The organism is Pseudomonas sp. NPDC086251, assembly GCF_044746405.1.
Classification (GTDB): Bacteria; Pseudomonadota; Gammaproteobacteria; order Pseudomonadales; family Pseudomonadaceae; genus Aquipseudomonas.
On sequence record NZ_JBIVBY010000019.1, the window covers coordinates 108,049 to 125,513 of the forward strand.

Consider the following 17,465-nt stretch of genomic DNA (forward strand, 5'->3'; position numbering starts at 1 on the left):
CCGGTCTCAAGCTGCCTGTTTTGCAGTGACGAACGCCGCAAGGCTCGCCACGTTGCTGAAGTGATTACGCGTGTCCTTGGCGTCGGCGTCGATTTTGATGCCGTACTTTTTCTGGATCGCCAGGCCGAGTTCCAGGGCGTCTACCGAATCCAGGCCCAGGCCTTCGCCGAACAGGGTCTGGTCGTCGCCGATGTCTTGTGCGCTGATGTCTTCGAGTCCCAGGGCTTCGATGATCAGTTCTTTGATTTCACGGTGTAGATCGCTCATCTTCGGCGAGCTCCTTAATAAAGTAGGTGTGCAAGTAATCGTTGAGCTTGCGCGAGGCTTGAGGGGCAGGGCCATACGCGGCGAAAGTCTGTGGGTCTATATCGGCCCCGACACGGAAACTGAAGTGCACGCGGCGTTTCGGGATGCGATACCAGGGTTCGGCCTTGGTCAACGTGGTCGGGTTGACCTTGATGATTACCGGGGTGAGGATTTTCGCACCGCGAAGTGCAATCGCAGCAGCACCTCGATGGAAGGCCGGCGCTTTGCCTGGATCGGTGCGCGTGCCCTCGGGAAAGATGATCAGGGTCTGGCCGCTTTTCAGCGCATCGGCCGCGGCGTCGAGCATGTCCATGCTGCCGTCGTTGCTGATGTAGTCGGTGCAGCGTAGCGGACCGCGAGTGAACGGGTTTTCCCAGAGGCTTTTTTTCACCACGCAGTTGGCGTGGCGCACCAGGCCGATCAGGAATACCACGTCGATCAGCGACGGGTGATTGGCGATGATCATCTGGCCTGGGCGCCCGAGTTTTTCCGCGCCCTGAATGTCGTAGGTCAGCACGCCGGTGCGGGCCATGAACCGCACAAAAAACCAGAACAGCCGAGCGACGGTCTGCCGGGCTCGCTGCCGATGAGTCAGGGCGTCGCCGGGCAGGCAGTTCAGCAGCGGGAAAACCACGAGGCGCAGGCACAGCCCGCCCAACCCGAAGAGGGTGAAGCTTGCAGCGGTGGCCAGCAGGCGCCAGTAATAGGCGTCGCGGTTTTTTTCGGTTACAGGTTGCGTTGCCAGGTCCATACACGATTTTTCCAGGCATGTTGGCAGGTGGTCTGCTGGCCCAGCAGGGTACGCAATAGGTTCAGGGCATGGGGCCAGTGGGCTTTGGACAACTGATCCGAGGCGCTGTTCAGGGACAGCTGCCAGTCGTTTCCCGGAGTAATCAGCAGGCCAACCGCGTAAGGAAACGGCACGTCGTCGATCCACGTCGAGTAAGCCTCTGGCGGTTGCTCTTCAGTGACCACCAGCAATACCGCAGGCGCGCCTTCGGAAAGTAAAGCCGCCGCCTCTAGCATGCCGTTTTCAAGGCCGTCGCCAGCCGCGGCGAGGGCAGTCATTTCGCTGGTTTCGCCGCGCATGATCGACCACAGCCCGATGATCGCGTTGTGCACCGACAAGCTGAATTGAGTCGGCGACAACGGTTCTTCAGCCGCCAGATCACTGAGGATGTCGAAGGTGCGCGGGGTTTCACCATGGCGGGAAATAAAGACCAACGGTAGGTCCTGGCGACCATCGGCCAATGGCCAGCCAACGCTGAATGCCATCCGTGCCAGGCGACTGAGGCGCCGGCGCTGCATGGCCGGCAGGAACGACACGTCGGGAGCGGCATCGCTGCTCGCCAGCACGACCGGTTGTCGGCACCAGGCTTGCCAGTCGTCCACGCTTTCGAGCCCCGGAGCCCACGCGCGCCATTGGGCGATGTTGAAGTTGATCACAGACATTCATCCCGCCCCTGCGGGGCTTTCTTGACGCGGTGAGTCACAAAAACAGCGACAGACCTTACGTGGCGGTTAACGCCGAGTGGCGCGCATTATCCCGGTGCGGCGGACGTGTAGCAAATGCTGGTTACATTTTGCCCAATCAAATGTACCGGTTGGTTCGCGAGAAAACTGTCGAATGGCCATTATCCACATCAGCGCCGGCCTGTCTGTCGGCTCCGTCGGTAATCCATGGATGAGTTCGCGGCTTTTTCACCAGGAGATGACAACTGACTGTGTAGTCCCTATGCCGACAAGGTAGCTAAGCAGCGCCGTGGACTACTACACTCGGTCATTCTTTGATACACGGAGGTTTTTGACATGCGGCGCGTGGTGTTCAATCAGAAAGGTGGCGTAGGCAAATCCAGTATTGCCTGCAATCTGGCGGCGGTTAGCGCCAGTGAGGGTTATCGCACCTTGTTGGTGGATCTCGATGCCCAGGCCAACTCCACTCAGTACCTGACGGGGCTCACCGGGAATGACATTCCCATGGGTATCGCCGACTTTTTCAAGCAGACCTTGTCTTCCGGGCCTTTCGCGAAGAAAAACCAGGTTGATATCTACGAAACCCCGTTCGATAACCTCCATGTGATTACCGCCACGGCGGAGCTGGCCGACTTGCAGCCCAAGCTTGAGGCGAAACACAAGATCAACAAGCTGCGCAAATTGCTCGAGGAACTGGACGGCGACTACGACCGGATCTACCTCGATACGCCGCCAGCGCTGAATTTTTACGCGGTGTCGGCCTTGATTGCCGCTGATCGCGTGCTGATCCCCTTCGATTGCGACAGCTTCTCGCGTCAGGCGCTGTACGGCCTGCTGGCGGAAATCGCAGAGTTGAAGGATGACCATAACGAAGGGTTGGAAGTTGAAGGCATCGTCGTCAACCAGTTCCAGGCCCGGGCCAGCCTGCCCCAGCAAATCCTCGACGAGCTGATCGCCGAAGGGTTGCCGGTACTGCCGGTGTACCTGGGCAGCTCGGTGCGGATGCGTGAATCTCACCAGGCCAACATGCCGCTGATTCACCTGGATCCACGGCACAAGCTGACCCAGCAATTCGTCGACCTGCACAACCTCCTCGAAAACGCCTGATCCTTGCTGAGTACACGAAGCCACTGTAGGAGCGAGCTTGCTCGCGATAGCGATTTATCAGTCAGCATTGATGCTGGATGGAAATCCCTCTTCGCGAGCAAGCCCGCTCCCACACTTGATCGCGGTGTGACTAAATCCCTTGGCTGCGCAACCAGCTCATCAACTGCGGTAACGGGAAGGCTCCGCTCTGGCGCGCCACTTCCCGGCCGTTCTTGAATAGAATCAGGGTGGGAATCGAACGAATCCCCAGTTGCGCCGACAACTGCTGATTCGCCTCGCTGTCCAGCTTGGCCAACCGACACTTGCCCGCCAGTTGCCCCGCCGCCTGCTCGAACACCGGCGCAAACGACTTGCACGGCCCACACCACTCCGCCCACACGTCCACCAGCAGCGGCAGATCGCCCTTGATCTGACTGGCGTAATCGCCTTGCTTCAACTCGAAAGGCTTGCTCAGCAAGACCTCGGCTTTACAGCGGCCGCATTTCGGATGGTCGTTGAGGCGCTTGGCGGGGATGCGGTTGAGGCCGTTGCAGTGGGGGCAGGGGATGAGGAGTGGGTCGGGCATGGTCGGCTCTTCGAAAGTTGGCAGTCAATGCGATGGATCTGGAGGCACAGGTGTCGTTTATCAAGGCAGAAATCTGTAGGCAAGAGCCTTCTGCAATGGGAGAGGCGACCTACAAGTCATGGCGGTTCTGTCTGCTAGATAGCGAGTGGTCCATCTCTTAGTCTCCACTCGTGCAATCCGACATACCAAAGAGGTGTAGAAATGAGCGATATCGTCAAACAAGCCGCCGAACACTGGCCATTCGTATCATGGTTGTTAAAACAGCCGGAATCTGCAGCTGAGTACGATCGGTTGGTCGACTCGCGGGATGAGTTGCGAAAAATGATGGACGGTAATGAATTGCATCCACTGGAAAGTTTGGTATCGATCATAGGCGACCATATCGAAGCCTATGACCGTGAGTACCGATCAGTGCCAATCTGAAATATTCAGCGTTCAATCATCACGAAGAACAACTGATCTCCAAATGCTTGCCCCACTCCGGTGGCCGCTCGGCATAACTTTCCATCCCCGGCTGCTGCTCAAACGGATTGCTCAACACCGCATGCAGTCGTCGAACCTCAGAATAGTCGCCGCTTTCCGCCGCATCAATCGCCTTCTGCGCCAGGTAGTTACGCAGGATGTACAGCGGATTGACCGCGTGCATCCGTTTGCGACGTTGTTCCTGATCAACCTCACCATCACGAGCAACCCGGGCGACGTAGAGTTCGCCCCAGGCATCGAAGCCCTTGATGTCGACGAAGTCATCACGCAGGCGGGCGACCGCAAGTTCTGGTGATTCATCCCCCAGGCGGCGGAAGAACAGGCTGTAGTCGACGCCGCTGTTTTGCATCAGTTGCAGCAGGTGTTCCAGCAGTTTCTGGTCGTCGTCTTCGGCGGTGGTGAGGCCGAGGCGGCGGCGCATCAGGTCGAGGTAATGAGCCTGGTACAGCGGGAAGTACAGGCCGAGGGTTTCGCGCAGGGCCTCGACGCTGATGAACGGCGTCAGGGCCTGGGCCAGGGCGCTGAGGTTCCACTGGCCGATCGGCACCTGGTTGCTGTAGGAGTAGCGGCCCTGGTCGTCGGAGTGGTTGCAGATGAAGTGGGCGTCGAAGTCGTCGAGGAAGGCGAACGGGCCATAGTCGAAGGTGATGCCGAGGATCGACATGTTGTCGGTGTTCATCACGCCGTGGCAGAAGCCATAGGCCTGCCACTTGGCGATCAGCTCGGCATTGCGCTCGACGATTTCACGGAACATCGCCAGGTACGGTTCCGGTTGTTCCAGGCATTCCGGGAAGTGCATGGCCAGCACGTGCTCACCGAGTTCTTTCTGCTTCTCGGGGCGTTTGGTGTAGTAGAAATATTCGAAATGGCCGAAGCGTATATGGCTCGGCGCCATGCGCAGGACCATCGCCGCGCGCTCCTGTTTCTCGCGCCACACCGGAGTGTCGGAGCCGATCACGCACAGGGCCCGAGTGGTCGGGATGTTCAGGGCATACAACGCTTCGGAGGCGAGAAATTCGCGGATCGAGGAGCGCAACACCGCCCGGCCATCGCCCATGCGTGAAAAGGGCGTCTGGCCGGCGCCCTTCAGGTGCAGGTCCCAATGCTCGCCGGCTTCGTTGTAGACCTCGCCCAGCAACAGGCCGCGGCCATCGCCTAGCTGTGGGTTGTAGGAACCGAACTGATGACCGGAATAGACCATCGCCCTCGGAACGGCGTCGGCCCAGAGCTTATGGCCGCTGAAAAGCTCGGCAAACTCCTGGGTGTCGGCCACGGCCGGGTCGAGGTCGAGCAGCGCCATGGCGGCGGGGCTGGCCACCACCAGGCGCGGGTTGTCGATGGGCTCGGGCAGCACATGGGCGGAAAACGTATCGCCGAGGCGGGCGAAGCGATTATCGAAGGTCAGTTCGTCGAGGGCTTTCAACGGCCATCTCCAGCAGAATGTCCGAGCATTCTGCTAGGGATAAGCCGGTTAGTCGAGCTTGGCGGCGGGCGGCTCTTGAGCCGCTTGACCATCGACCTTGGGCACGATGGTTTTGGCTTCCGGATCGATGGGCACCATTTTGTATTCCTGGCCCTGGATGTTCTTGAGATAAACCTCCATCTGCCGGAACGAGATGTTGATGTGGTGCTTCTTGAACTCGCGATTGATGAAGCGGTTGACCTCGTCGAGCACTGGGTTGCGGTCACCGAGGTCACGCACATGCATGCGCAACTCGTGGTCGAGGGTGCTTTCGCCGAAGTTCAGGAAGTACACATGCGGTTCCGGATCCTTCAGGACGCGCGGGTTTTCCCGGGCGGCTTTCAGCAGCAGCTCTTTCACCAGGTCCAGGTCCGAACCGTAATCGACGCCGAGTTTGAGGGTCACTCGGGTGATGGTGTCGGTCAGGGACCAGTTGATCAGTTGCCCGGTGATGAACGTCTTGTTCGGGACAATGATGTCCTTGCGGTCAAAGTCGGTGATGGTGGTGGCGCGGATGCGGATCTTGCTCACCGTGCCCGACAGGTTGCCGATGGTGATGGTGTCGCCGATTCGCACCGGGCGTTCGAACAGGATCATGATCCCGGAGATGAAGTTCGCAAAGATCTCCTGCATCCCGAACCCGAGGCCGACCGATAGCGCCGCGACCAGCCATTGCAACTTGTCCCAGCTCACGCCGAGCGTCGACAGGGTCGAGACGAAACCGACACCGGCGATCACGTAGGACAGCAACGTGGTGGTGGCATAGGCGCTGCCTTGCGCCAGGTTCAGTTTCGACAACACCAATACTTCCAGCAGGCCGGGCAAGTTGCGCGCGAGGGCGAAGGTGATGCCGATGATGATCAGCGCGCCAAGCATGTCGCCGATGCTGATCGGCACCATGCTCATGTTGGCGCCGGTGCCGCTGGTGTATTCGTAGAGGGTGATGTTGTCCAGGTACGAGAACACCGAAATCAGGTCCGACCAGACCCAGTACAGCGCGGCCATGAACCCGCCGAGCAGGGCCAGGCGGATGAGGCGCAGGGATTGTTCGTTGACCTTCTCGATGTCCAGGGTCGGCTCTTCGATCACCGCTTCGCCATCGCCGGCCTCTTTCGCCGCCTGGCGTTTGGCCAGGGCGCGCTGGTAGGCCAGGCGTCGCGCGGCAACGCTGAGGCCGCGGACGAAGGTGGCTTCGATCACCAGCCAGAACATCAGCAGGTACAGGGTGTTGATCAACCGGTCGCTGAGTTTCAGCGCGGTGTAGTAGTAGCCGAAGCACACCGCCACGAACAACGCGACCGGCAGGACCGTGAACAAGATCCCTACGGCCTTGCGAAACAGCGAAGCGTTCTGATGGGTCGGGCTGCTGATCAGCAGGCGGCTGAGCAGCCAGGCCATCAAGGCATAACAGGTCAGCACCACCGGCATGCCGAGCACGTCGTCGGCCAGCGCCGCGGGTTGCAGTTCGGCGACTGCCACGACGGCGACCAGCGCCATCACCACCAGCCCGAGCCGGCGGACCCAGCCCTGGAGGAATTCGACCTGGGGTTTTTCCCAGCGGAAGTGCAATTCGGCCACGCCGCCCGGCGCGAGGATCCGGTAGGCGGTGTAGAACACCAGCCAGGCCTGGGCCATTTGCAGCAGCGCCGCGCCCATGTTGGCGTTTTGCCCGCGAGCGTCGATCTGCAAGGCCAGGCCACACAGGGCCAGGCCCAGCGAAACCGGCATGGCCAGCAGGATATTGATCAGGATCGCCTGCGGCGTATGCCACTGGCTGTCACGCTTGAAATGGCCGATGTCCTGGTGAACCTTGTTCAGTCGCGCATAAAGACTCTTGCGCCGCCACAACAGGGCACCGATCAGCAGTGCCAGCGGCAGGAACAGCAACGGTCGCTGGGTCAGGCCGTCAGACAGTTCGCTGAGGCTTGAAGCCCACGGCAAGGTGGTGACCTGACGTTGCAGGCGCTCCGGCACGGCGTGTATCCATTCCAGGTCCAGCGGCTTATTGCTGGGAATCCAGAACATTTGCTCGTCGAGGGTCGCCCGCAGGCTTTGCGCGGTGCTGAGCAGTTGTTTCTGATTGAGTTGCAGGGTGATCGATTCGTTGAGCACCGCACTCAGTTCGCGGTTCAAACGCTCCAGCAGGTCGGCGCGAGTGTTGGCCAGTTCCAGCAGGCTTTTGCGCAGCTGTGGGGTGACCTGTTCCGGCGCTTGGGTCGACAGCAGGTTGTCGACGTAAGTCGCCGGGTTGCTGAGCAGCTCCCGCTGCTGGCTGACTTCGAACTGATACAGGCGAATGTCGGCGATCTGGTCGGCGAGGTCGCGGTCGAGCTTGAGACGCGGCAGGGCCTGTTTCTGTTTGTAGAGGATCTTGGAAAGCAGCAGGCTGCCCTTGAGCACGTTGATTTGCTCGTCCAGGGCCGAATCGCTCTGGGTCACGTTGTCCAGTTGCTGCTTGGTCTGCAGGTTTTGCTGGGTGACTTCGTTGAGGCGGTCAGTGCTTTTGAGCAGGTAGTCCGAGAGCTTCAGGTTGGCCGCGCTTTCAGTGGCCAACAGCGCACTGCCGCCGGACTTCTGTGCTTCGATGGACTGCTGCGTCACCGTCTCCTGGGATTGGGCCAGGCGTTTCTGGTTGATCAGGTTTTGCAGCTCCTGGATTTCCTTGTCCAGACGATCGGATTTCTCCGAGAGCAAGTCATGCTGGCTGTTGCCCAGGTCCTGCAACTGGCTGTTGCCGGCCAGTTCCTGGCGACGCAGCGGGATCAGCGCATTCAGGGCCGCGAGCTCGGCATTGAGCTGGTCGCGTTGCTCCGGGGTCAGGGTCTTGCCGGCGTCCTTGCCGGCCTTGAGGATGTTATTGATCTGCTGGATGCGCGTCTGGCTGGCGGAAATTTCCGCCTGGGCGCGCTCAGGACGGGTCTGGGCGGTGATGACCAGGCTGTTGGCCTCGGCCAGGGCCTTTTGCAGATCGCTTTGCTGGGTCGAGCGCTCGGTCAGCATCTGCTCCAGCTGCTGAATCGACTCTTTGGAATAGCGTTGCGCGACCGGCACTACATTGGTGGCCTTGAGGCGGGTCAGTTCGCGCTGATTCTCGATGTTCTGCTTGGGCGCGGTGGCCAGCTGCTGCTTGAGCGCCACCAGCTTCTGCTCGTAATCACGCTGGTTATTGAGGTGTGTCAGCGTGCTTTGCAGGATGCTCTGCAGGGCTTTTTGATCGGCTTCCGGCAGTTTGCGTTCGGCGATCTTGTCCAGGCTCGTCTGCACGGCTTCGCTGGACGGCGGTTCGGCCGCTTGCAATGTACCGATGGAGAGGCTCAAGCCCAGCAGGGCCGTGACGAAAAAGGTGCGCAGGGTTGACATAGAGACCGATCGAAAACGAGACGAAGAATGGAGTTTAGAGGAACAAGCCCGGGCCGGGGCGACTTCCTTCGGGGAATCTGACGCCCACTTTGCCGATCTTGTTCCCTTCCATGACCGCGACCGTCCAGATGGTGTTGTTCCACTCCACCTGGTCACCCACCACTGGAGCACCGCCGACTTTGTGGGCGATGAAGTGGGCCAAAGTCATGTCCGGATCGATGCCTTCGACTTTCAACCCGTACAGCGCCGCAACCGCGGCCAGCTGGGCGTCTCCTTCGAGTACGAAGTCGCCGAAGAAGCGCAGATCGAGGCCGCGTTGCGGTGCCTGGCTGAAGAGTTTTCCGAGGGCCGAAAGGTTGTGTTCATGGCCGATTACGCAGAGCAAATCGTCGACCTCGAGCACCGTACTACCCGACGGATGGAGCAGTTGCTGGCCACGAAACAGTGCCGCGATGCGCGTGCCTTCGGGCATTTTCAGCTCGCGAAGGGGCGAACCGATGCACCATTTTTCAGCGCCGAGGCGATAAACGAACAGTTCCCACTCGCTGGTGACGTGCACCTCCAGGGCTGCACGGGAGATCGGCGCCGGCTCCGGGGGAACGGTCACCTTGAGCAATTTGGCGACCCACGGCAGGCTCGTGCCCTGGACCAGCAGCGACACCAGCACGATAAAGAAGGCGAGGTTGAAATAGAGCTGGGCATTCGGCAGGCCGGCCATCAGCGGGAACACCGCCAGAATGATCGGGACCGCGCCGCGCAGTCCGACCCAGGAAATAAACGCCTTTTCCCGGCCATGGAACGCCTTGAACGGCAGCAGGCCGACCACTACCGACAGCGGCCGGGCAAACAGAATCATCCACAGGGCCAGGCCCAAAGCGGGCAGGGCAATCGGCAGCAAGTCGTGCGGCGTGACCAGCAGCCCCAGCACCAGGAACATCCCGATCTGCGCCAGCCAGGCCATGCCGTCGAGCATGTGCAAAATGCCGTGGCGACTGCGCACCGGGCGGTTGCCGATGACCAGGCCGCACAGGTACACCGCGAGGAAGCCACTGCCGTGCAGGGCGTTGGTCAGGGCGAACACCAGCAGACCGCCGGCAATCACCAGAATCGGATAGAGGCCGGTGGCCAGATTGATGCGGTTGACCAATTGCAGCATGACCCAGCCGCCACCGAGACCGATGATGGCGCCGATGCCGAACTCGCGCACCAAGTGGGTGAGCAGGCTCCAGTGCAGGCCGGTCTGGCCGCTGGCGAGCATGTCGATCAGGGTCACGGTGAGGAACACCGCCATCGGATCGTTGCTGCCGGATTCGATCTCGAGGCTGGCGGTCACCCGTTCGTTCAGGCCTTTGCCACCCAGCAGCGAGAACACCGCCGCGGCGTCGGTGGAGCCGACGATAGCGCCAATCAGCAGGCCCTGGATCATGTTCAGGTTGAACAGCCAGGCGGCGGCCATGCCGGTCAGCCCGGTGGTAATCAACACCCCGACCGTGGCCAGCGACAGCGCCGGCCATAACGCCACGCGGAAACTGGACACCCGTGTGCGCAAGCCACCGTCGAGCAGAATCACCGCCAACGCGAGGTTGCCGACCAGGTAAGCCGTCGGGTAGTTATCGAAGATAATGCCGCCGCCGTCGACGCCGGCGGCCATGCCGACCGCCAGGATGATCACCAGAATCGGGATGCCGAGGCGCGACGAAAGTGAGCTCACCAGAATGCTCGCACCTACCAGCAACGCGCCGATCAAGAACAGGCTGTTGATGGTCGTCGCATTCAAAGGCAGTACTCCAGAAAGCTAAAGGCGGGCACAAACTGACCATGCAGTCTGCGTGCCAGCGATTCTAACCTGTTGAAATGTGATGCTGTCAAAAAGCTTTTTGTAGGAGCGAGCTTGGTCGCGATGAACGTCAACGATAACGCGGGTTGCCAGATTCCGCGCGTCGTCATTGACATCATCGCGAGCAAGCTCGCTCCTACAGGGACGGCGTGGCCGCTAGAGGCTGAACCGTCCAACCATGTTGTTCAGGTCCAGCGCCAACCGCGACAGCTCATTGCTCGCGGCGCTGGTCTGGCTGGCCCCGGTCGCCGATTGCACCGACAAATCGCGAATGTTCACCAGGTTGCGGTCCACTTCACGGGCGACCTGCGCCTGCTCTTCGGCCGCGCTGGCGATCACCAGGTTGCGTTCATTGATTTCGACGATGGCACTGTTAATAGTGTCCAGCGACATCCCGGCGCCGCGAGCAATGTTCAGGGTCGATTCGGCGCGCTCGGTGCTGTTGCGCATCGAATCCACCGCGTGCTCGGTGCCGCTCTGGATGCTGCCGATCATCCGTTCGATCTCGCTGGTCGACTGCTGCGTCCGGTGGGCCAAGGCACGCACTTCATCCGCGACCACCGCAAACCCACGACCGGCTTCACCGGCACGTGCGGCTTCAATGGCGGCGTTCAACGCCAGCAGGTTGGTCTGGTCGGCCAGGCCGCGAATCACGTCCAGCACTTTGCCGATATCCCGCGACTCGTTGGCCAGGTCGCCGATCAGGGTCGCGGTGCTCTGCACGTCGGCGCTCATGCGTTCGATGGCGCTGACGGTTTCCTGCACAAGGTCGCGACCGTCACCGGCGGAAGTGGTGGCGTTCTTCGACGCTTCGGAGGTGCTGACGGCATTGCGCGCGACTTCTTCCACGGCGCTGGTCATTTCGTTGACCGCCGTGGCGGCCTGTTCGATTTCGTTGTTCTGCTGGGTCAGGCCACGGGCGCTTTCGTCGGTGACGCTGTTGAGTTCTTCAGCGGCGGAGGCCAGTTGCGTGGCCGAGCCGGAAATCCGTTGCAGGGTGTCGCGCAGCTTGTCCTGCATCTTCGACATGGCCGCCAGCAGACGACCGGCTTCGTCCTGCCCGTCCACGGTAATCGGGCGCGTCAGGTTGCCTTCGGCGATTTCTTCAGCGGCGCTCAGTGCATTGGCGATCGGTTTGGTGATGCTATTGGTCAGCAACCAGGCGAACAACAAGGTCAGGCCGGTGGCGATCACCAGCAGCGTCACCACCAGGTTAAACGCCGAGGCGTACTGATCGGCCGCCTGCTGGTTGGTGTCGAGGGTTTGCTGCGTGTTGATCTCCAGCAAACGGTTCAGCACAGCGTTCACGGCTTCGGAGTTGGTCAGCAGGTCGGTGTTGAGCAGGGTGCGCAGTTCATCGACTTGATTGTTGCGCGACAGCGTCTTCATCCGGTCTTCAATCTGGCGGTATTGCCCCAGCAGCTGCACGTACTGATCGTAGGCCGCGCGTTCCTGCGGGCTGCTGATCAGTTTTTCGTAGGTCGATTGCGCCGTACGGATCTGCTGATTGCGGGTTTCCAGCAGGTCCATGGTTTTTTGCTGAACGTCCGGCTCGCGGTTCACCAGCAAACGGTAGGACAGCACGCGCAGGCGCAGGGTGAGTTGGGTGAACTCGTCGAGGCTCTTGATGCTTGGCACGCTGCTCAGGGTGATGTCCTCGGCGGCGCCGCGAATCTTGCTCATCTGGTTCAAGGCAAACACACCCAGGACCAGCATCAGCCCGCCAATCAGGGCGAAGCCAAGGAACGCCCGCGGCGCGATGTTCATATTACGAAGGGACATGGTGGTTACCGAAAAGAGCGCACCGGTGTGGCGCGGAGACTGACGTATGCGTGACTTATCGGTCCTGCGACTAAAGTCTTGAGCCCCTGCGCGTTTTTGTCGCATAAACGCTTCTACCTGTAGGAGCGAAGCTTGCTCGCGAAAAATATCCAGGCAATGGGTACGTCCTGACAGCACGCGTTATCGTTAACGTCTTTCGCGAGCAAGCTTCGCTCCTACAAGGGATCGTGTGCTGCTTTTGACCTGTGGCGACGAAGTGCAGGAACCAGATCGGCCGATCACAGTCTTTAAAGTTCGCGAGGGAGGTCACCTGTCAGGAAAATCAAGGCCTTGCGCCGGTATAACCCTGGCATCCATGGTGACTTTTCTTTATCGTACGCGCCCTTTGAAAATGCCTGGAATATCAAAATGTTGGAAGCATCCCTAAGCCAATTGGAACAGCTGGTCAGCGACCTGGTGCAACAGAACCAGACCTTGCTCGGCACCAACCAAGCCCTGAGTGCGGAACTGGCCCAGGCCAAAGATGAAAACGAAAGCCTGCAATTGAGCCTGATGGAACAGGAAGAGAAGCAAGGCGCCACTGCCGCACGCATCCAGGCCCTGGTTGAGCGCGTCAGCGCTGGCCCAGTCAGCGCATGAGTTACGGCGCCGCAGGGGTAAAAGTCGTCTCGATCCTGGGGGAGGACTATTCGATCAAGGCGCCGGCCGGGGAAGAACAAACCCTGTTGGACGCCGCGTTAATGTTGAAAGCCGCATTGGCCGACACCAAAAAGAAGTACCCGACGCTGATCGGTGACCGACTGCTGGTTTTGGCTGCGATGAACTTGTGCTCTCAGCAGATCGAAATGAAAAAGCAGCATCAGCAGGAACTCGACCGTTACCAAGAGCAAGTCAGCGCCACGGTTGAAGTGATCTCCAAGACGATCAATCAGGCCTGATCGGCTTTGCGCACAACCAAAGAATAGATTGTCGTTTGCGTTGTATACAATCGGCACGGCTGTTGCAGTGTTTCAGCCTCTTATTCTTTGGGGGTGCTCCATGCAGTTCTGGCGACGCAGTATTCAATGGCAGTTGATCCTGAGCATGGGCACCGCCCTGCTGGTCAGCATCCTGATCGTGGTTGGCATTTATACCCTCGTGGTCAACCGTCTCGCCCAGCGCTATCTGGTCGAACAGCATTGCCGTCGAGCATCGAAGCGATGCGCAACGACATCGAGCGAATCCTCGTACAACCCCTCACCGCCGCCAAGGACATCGCCAGCAATAGCATGGTGCGCGACTGGTTGGCCGGGGGCGAAAATCCTGCCCAGACCGAGACCTTCGTGCAGTACCTGGAAGGCATCCGCGCCGAGCACAAAGCCTTTACCGCGCTGATCGTCGGCACCGCGTCCAATCACTACTTCACGGAAAAGGGTCTGGACCGAACGCTTAGCCGCTCCAACCCCAAAGACGCCTGGTTCTACGAGTTTCTCGACAGCCACCAGCCGCGCACCCTCAATATCGACAATGACACCGCGACCGGAGAATTGGCGCTGTTCATCGACCTCAAGGTTGAGCACGCCGGCAAAGTCGTGGGCGTTGCCGGGCTCGGGCTGAGCATGAAAGAGCTGTCGGAGCTGATCCATAACTTCAACTTCGGTGAGCGCGGCAAGGTCTATCTCGTGCGTTCCGACGGGTTGATCCAGGTGCATCCCGAGGCGCAGTTCAGTGGCAAACGCACCTTGGCCGAGCAGATTGGCACACCTGCGGCGCAAGCCGTCATGGGTCAAAAAATTGCCACTAACAGCAGCTTTGTGCGCGATGGCGAGGATTATCTGGCGCTGAGCCTGCCACTGCGGGACCTGGGCTGGACCTTAGTGGCGGAAGTGCCGCAGTCGCAGATCTACGCCGAAGCCCGTCGCGCGATGTGGATGAGCAGCGGCATTGGTCTGGCGGTGGCGCTGGTGTGCCTGTTGCTGGTGGTGCTGTTGGCCCGTGGCTTGGTGCGACCCATCCGCCAGGTAACAGCGGCACTGGTAGCCATTGGTAGCGGCGGGGGAGATTTGACCCACCGGCTGGATTCCAGCCGCGCCGATGAGCTCGGTGACCTGGCCCGTGGCTTCAACCGGTTTCTCGACAGTCAGCGCGAGATGATCGGCGAAGTGCTGACCACCAGCGAGCGCTTGCGCACAGCGGTCGGTCAGGTGGCGAAGGTGGTGGACAACACCGCCGAGCGCTCCGGTCGGCAGCAGGAAATGACCGACATGGTCGCCACCGCCGTCCACGAAATGGGCCTGACCGTGCAGGAAATCGCGCAAAACGCCGGCAACGCCGCAGTCGCCTCGCAAAATGCCCGCGATGAAGCGATGCAGGCACGGGAAGTGGTCGGTGGCTCGATCCGGCATATAGAAAGCATGTCCGACGAAATCGGCCTCGCCGCCAGCGCGGTGGGCGAGTTGGCCAACCAGGTCGCGTCCATCGATCAGGTGCTGGCGGTGATTCGCGGGATATCCGAGCAGACCAATTTGCTGGCACTGAACGCCGCCATCGAAGCGGCGCGGGCCGGGGACATGGGCCGTGGGTTTGCGGTGGTGGCGGATGAAGTGCGGACATTGGCGCGGCGCACGCAGTCGTCCACCGATGAGATTCAGCAGATGATCGGCAGCCTCAAGCAGGGCGCGGAGAATGCGGTGTCGTCGATGCACACCGGGCAAGCGGCAACGGGTACGGGGGTTGAGTCGAGCCAGCGCACCGGGGCGTCGTTGACGGCGATTACCGGGCAGGTTGAACGGATCAGCGACATGAACCACCAGGTGGCGACCGCGACGGAAGAGCAGTCGGCGGTGACGGAAGAGATCAACCGTAACGTGCAGGGGATTTCCGATCTGGCCCGGGCGACGGCGGGGGAGGTCAGGGCTTGCCGTGAGGACTGTCAGACGTTGCAGCGGTTGGCGGATGATTTGGCGCGGCAGATGGGTGGGTTCAAGCTGACCTGAAAGATGTGCTGCTAGTGCTGACGCCTTCGCGAGCAGGCTCGCTCCCACATGGGAATGCAATCTCCTGTGGGAGCGAGCCTGCTCGCGATTGGATTTCAGCTACCCCACAAGATTCTGATCAAAACCACTCATCCTGCATCCCAAGGCACACATCATCCCGCGCCTCTAGAATCGCCAGTTCATGGTGGCAACCCGGCACTTCCCAGGTCAAAAAGTACCGCGCCGCCTGCAGCTTGCCTTTATAGAAGGCCACATCCGCCGCATTGCCCTTGGCCAACCCTTCCTCGGCGCGAATCGCCTGCTCCAGCCAGCGCCAGCCAATCACCGTATGCCCAAACACTTTCAGGTACAGCGCTGAATTCGCCAGGCTGCTGTTGACCTTGCCTTGCCCCAGATCGGTCAGCAGACCAATGGTCACGCTTTGCAGGCGCGCCACCAGTTTTTCCAATGGCTCACGCAGCGCGGTCAGCGATTCATACGCCTGCGCCCGCTCGGCCGTGTCGGCGATCAGGCGAATCAGTTGCTTGAGCCCGGCCCCGCCGTTCTGCGCCAGTTTGCGCCCCAGCAGGTCCAGCGACTGAATGCCGTGGGTGCCTTCATGGATCGGGTTCAGGCGGTTGTCGCGGTAGTACTGCTCCACCGGATACTCGCGGGTGTAACCGTGGCCGCCGAGAATCTGGATCGCCAGTTCGTTGGCCTTAAGGCAGAACTCCGACGGCCAGGATTTGACGATCGGCGTGAGCAAGTCCAGCAGCTCATGGGCCTGTTTGCGTTCGGCTGCAGTCTCAAGCGTGGTGGTGTCATCGAACAGCCGTGCCGCGTACAGACCGAGGTCGAACGAGCCTTCGACGTAGGCTTTCTGCGTCAGCAACATGCGCTTGACGTCGGCATGCTGGATGATCGCCACCGGTGCGGTGTTCGGGTCCTTGCTGGCCGGCACGCGGCCTTGCGGACGTTCGCGAGCGTACTCCAGGGAATACAGGTAACCGGCATAACCGAGCATCACCGCGCCCATGCCGACGCCGATCCGCGCCTCGTTCATCATCTGGAACATGTAGCTCAAGCCATGGTGCGGCTTGCCCACCAGATAGCCGACACACTCGCCGTTATCGCCGAAGTTCAGCGCGGTGGAGGTGGTGCCGCGCCAGCCCATCTTGTGGAACAACCCGGCCAGCAGCACGTCGTTGCGTTTGCCAAGGCTGCCGTCATCGTTGACCAGAAACTTCGGCACGATGAACAGCGAAATGCCTTTAACCCCGGCAGGCGCGTCCGGCAGCTTGGCCAGCACCATGTGCACGATGTTTTCCGACAACGGGTGATCGCCGCCGGAAATGAAGATCTTGTTGCCCTTGAGTCGATAGGTGCCGTCGGACGCTGGCTCGGCGCGGGTACGAATATCCGACAGCGACGAACCGGCATGCGGTTCGGTCAGGGCCATGGTGCCGAAAAAGCGGCCGTCGATCATCGGTTGCAGGAAGCGCTGCTTCTGTTCCTCGGTGCCGAAGCTTTCGATCAGGTTCGCCGCGCCCATGGTCAGGAACGGGTACGAGGTCGAGGCCGCGTTGGCCGACTGAAAGTGCGCGAAGCACGCCTGGGACAACAGCGTAGGAAGTTGCATGCCGCCGGCATCGAAACTGCGCGCAGCGTTGAGGAAACCGGCTTCGAGGAACGCATCCACCGCCGGTTTCACTTCTGGAATCAGAATCGCCTGACCGTCCTCATAGCGCGGTTCGTTCTCGTCACCCTTGCGGTTGTGCGGGGCGAAAAACTTCTCGGCAATGCTGCGGGCGGTGCCGATGGCGGCATCGAAGGTTTCGCGGTTGTGCTCGGCGAAACGCTCACGCTGGGTCAGGCCTTCGGCATCGAGGACTTCATACAGCTCGAAAGCCAGATTGCGGGAACTGAGCAACGTCTCGGACATGGCGGCCTACCTTTTTTTGGAATGGACCGAGTCTAGGCGTGCGAATAAAGACTGAACAGGATGATTGATGAGCGTGATGGTGGAGTGCGGGCACCGCTAATCAAATGTGGGAGCGGGGGTTGGGGGGGGGGGGGGGGGGGGGTTAAAAAATTATTTTAAAGAAAAAAACCCCAAACCCCCAAACCCCCCCCCAC

At 60.5% G+C, this 17,465-nt stretch carries 13 protein-coding genes and 2 pseudogenes; 5 read left to right on the plus strand and 10 right to left on the minus strand.

Translation table 11 applies throughout. From position 1 onward, the window contains the following. Nucleotides 1-6: 6 nt before the first annotated feature. From ACIPL2_RS21910 to ACIPL2_RS21920, 3 genes are read right to left on the minus strand one after another with little or no spacing between them, the layout of a single operon-like run. Nucleotides 7-267: a phosphopantetheine-binding protein gene (locus ACIPL2_RS21910; protein ID WP_134100976.1), complete on the minus strand. Its 261-nt coding sequence runs from the start codon at nucleotides 265-267 to the stop codon at nucleotides 7-9. After that, nucleotides 248-1,057 carry a lysophospholipid acyltransferase family protein gene (locus ACIPL2_RS21915; RefSeq protein ID WP_401359573.1) on the minus strand — a complete coding sequence of 270 codons (810 nt, stop codon included), beginning with the start codon at nucleotides 1,055-1,057 and terminating at the stop codon, nucleotides 248-250. The genes ACIPL2_RS21910 and ACIPL2_RS21915 overlap by 20 nt, the downstream gene beginning before the upstream one ends. After that, complete coding sequence (locus ACIPL2_RS21920) at nucleotides 1,033-1,758, minus strand: beta-ketoacyl synthase chain length factor (protein ID WP_401359575.1); 726 nt, start codon at nucleotides 1,756-1,758, stop codon at nucleotides 1,033-1,035. Before ACIPL2_RS21920 ends, ACIPL2_RS21915 begins: the two co-directional genes overlap by 25 nt. Nucleotides 1,759-2,115: 357 nt before the next feature. On the opposite strand from ACIPL2_RS21920, the gene ACIPL2_RS21925 reads away from it, so the two are divergent. Further along, nucleotides 2,116-2,886 (plus strand): ParA family protein, encoded by a 771-nt coding sequence (locus ACIPL2_RS21925; RefSeq protein ID WP_401359577.1) that lies wholly within the window; start codon nucleotides 2,116-2,118, stop codon nucleotides 2,884-2,886. 130 nt (nucleotides 2,887-3,016) lie between these two features. Here ACIPL2_RS21925 and trxC read toward each other — a convergent pair whose 3' ends face one another. Continuing rightward, nucleotides 3,017-3,451, minus strand: coding sequence for a thioredoxin TrxC (trxC, locus tag ACIPL2_RS21930; RefSeq protein ID WP_401359579.1), 435 nt, complete (start codon nucleotides 3,449-3,451; stop codon nucleotides 3,017-3,019). A 201-nt stretch (nucleotides 3,452-3,652) separates the two neighbouring features. On the opposite strand from trxC, the gene ACIPL2_RS21935 reads away from it, so the two are divergent. Beyond that, nucleotides 3,653-3,874, plus strand: a complete 222-nt coding sequence (locus ACIPL2_RS21935; protein ID WP_401359582.1) for a hypothetical protein — start codon at nucleotides 3,653-3,655, stop codon at nucleotides 3,872-3,874. A gap of 19 nt (nucleotides 3,875-3,893) precedes the next feature. Here the strand turns inward: ACIPL2_RS21935 and selO are convergent, their stop codons facing one another. The 5 genes and pseudogenes from selO to ACIPL2_RS21960 all read right to left on the minus strand — a co-directional run. Continuing rightward, the gene (gene selO / locus ACIPL2_RS21940) at nucleotides 3,894-5,357 is read right to left on the minus strand and encodes a protein adenylyltransferase SelO (protein WP_401359585.1); all 1,464 of its coding nucleotides are present in this window, start codon (nucleotides 5,355-5,357) and stop codon (nucleotides 3,894-3,896) included. Between the two features lie 48 nt (nucleotides 5,358-5,405). Further along, a complete protein-coding gene (mscK, locus tag ACIPL2_RS21945; protein WP_401359588.1) occupies nucleotides 5,406-8,756 on the minus strand; it encodes a mechanosensitive channel MscK in 3,351 nt (1,116 codons plus the stop codon). Between the two features lie 34 nt (nucleotides 8,757-8,790). Beyond that, a complete protein-coding gene (locus tag ACIPL2_RS21950) occupies nucleotides 8,791-10,533 on the minus strand; it encodes a potassium/proton antiporter (protein WP_401359590.1) in 1,743 nt (580 codons plus the stop codon). A gap of 216 nt (nucleotides 10,534-10,749) precedes the next feature. Beyond that, a complete protein-coding gene (locus ACIPL2_RS21955) occupies nucleotides 10,750-11,622 on the minus strand; it encodes a methyl-accepting chemotaxis protein (protein ID WP_401359639.1) in 873 nt (290 codons plus the stop codon). After that, nucleotides 11,605-12,480 (minus strand): annotated as a pseudogene (locus ACIPL2_RS21960) (MCP four helix bundle domain-containing protein); the annotation flags it as partial. The pseudogene ACIPL2_RS21960 and the gene ACIPL2_RS21955, both read right to left, overlap by 18 nt. A gap of 303 nt (nucleotides 12,481-12,783) precedes the next feature. Here ACIPL2_RS21960 and ACIPL2_RS21965 point away from each other — a divergent pair. The 3 genes and pseudogenes from ACIPL2_RS21965 to ACIPL2_RS21975 all read left to right on the plus strand — a co-directional run bounded on the left by ACIPL2_RS21965 (nucleotide 12,784) and on the right by ACIPL2_RS21975 (nucleotide 15,350). Beyond that, nucleotides 12,784-13,014, plus strand: a complete 231-nt coding sequence (locus ACIPL2_RS21965; RefSeq protein WP_056852308.1) for a hypothetical protein — start codon at nucleotides 12,784-12,786, stop codon at nucleotides 13,012-13,014. Further along, on the plus strand, nucleotides 13,011-13,313 hold the full coding sequence (locus ACIPL2_RS21970; protein ID WP_059408103.1) for a cell division protein ZapA: 303 nt from the start codon (nucleotides 13,011-13,013) through the stop codon (nucleotides 13,311-13,313). The genes ACIPL2_RS21965 and ACIPL2_RS21970 overlap by 4 nt, the downstream gene beginning before the upstream one ends. A gap of 100 nt (nucleotides 13,314-13,413) precedes the next feature. Next, nucleotides 13,414-15,350, plus strand: a pseudogene (locus ACIPL2_RS21975) (methyl-accepting chemotaxis protein). A gap of 118 nt (nucleotides 15,351-15,468) precedes the next feature. Here ACIPL2_RS21975 and ACIPL2_RS21980 read toward each other — a convergent pair. After that, the gene (locus ACIPL2_RS21980) at nucleotides 15,469-17,271 is read right to left on the minus strand and encodes an acyl-CoA dehydrogenase (protein WP_401359593.1); all 1,803 of its coding nucleotides are present in this window, start codon (nucleotides 17,269-17,271) and stop codon (nucleotides 15,469-15,471) included. Between the last annotated feature and the right edge of the window lie 194 nt (nucleotides 17,272-17,465).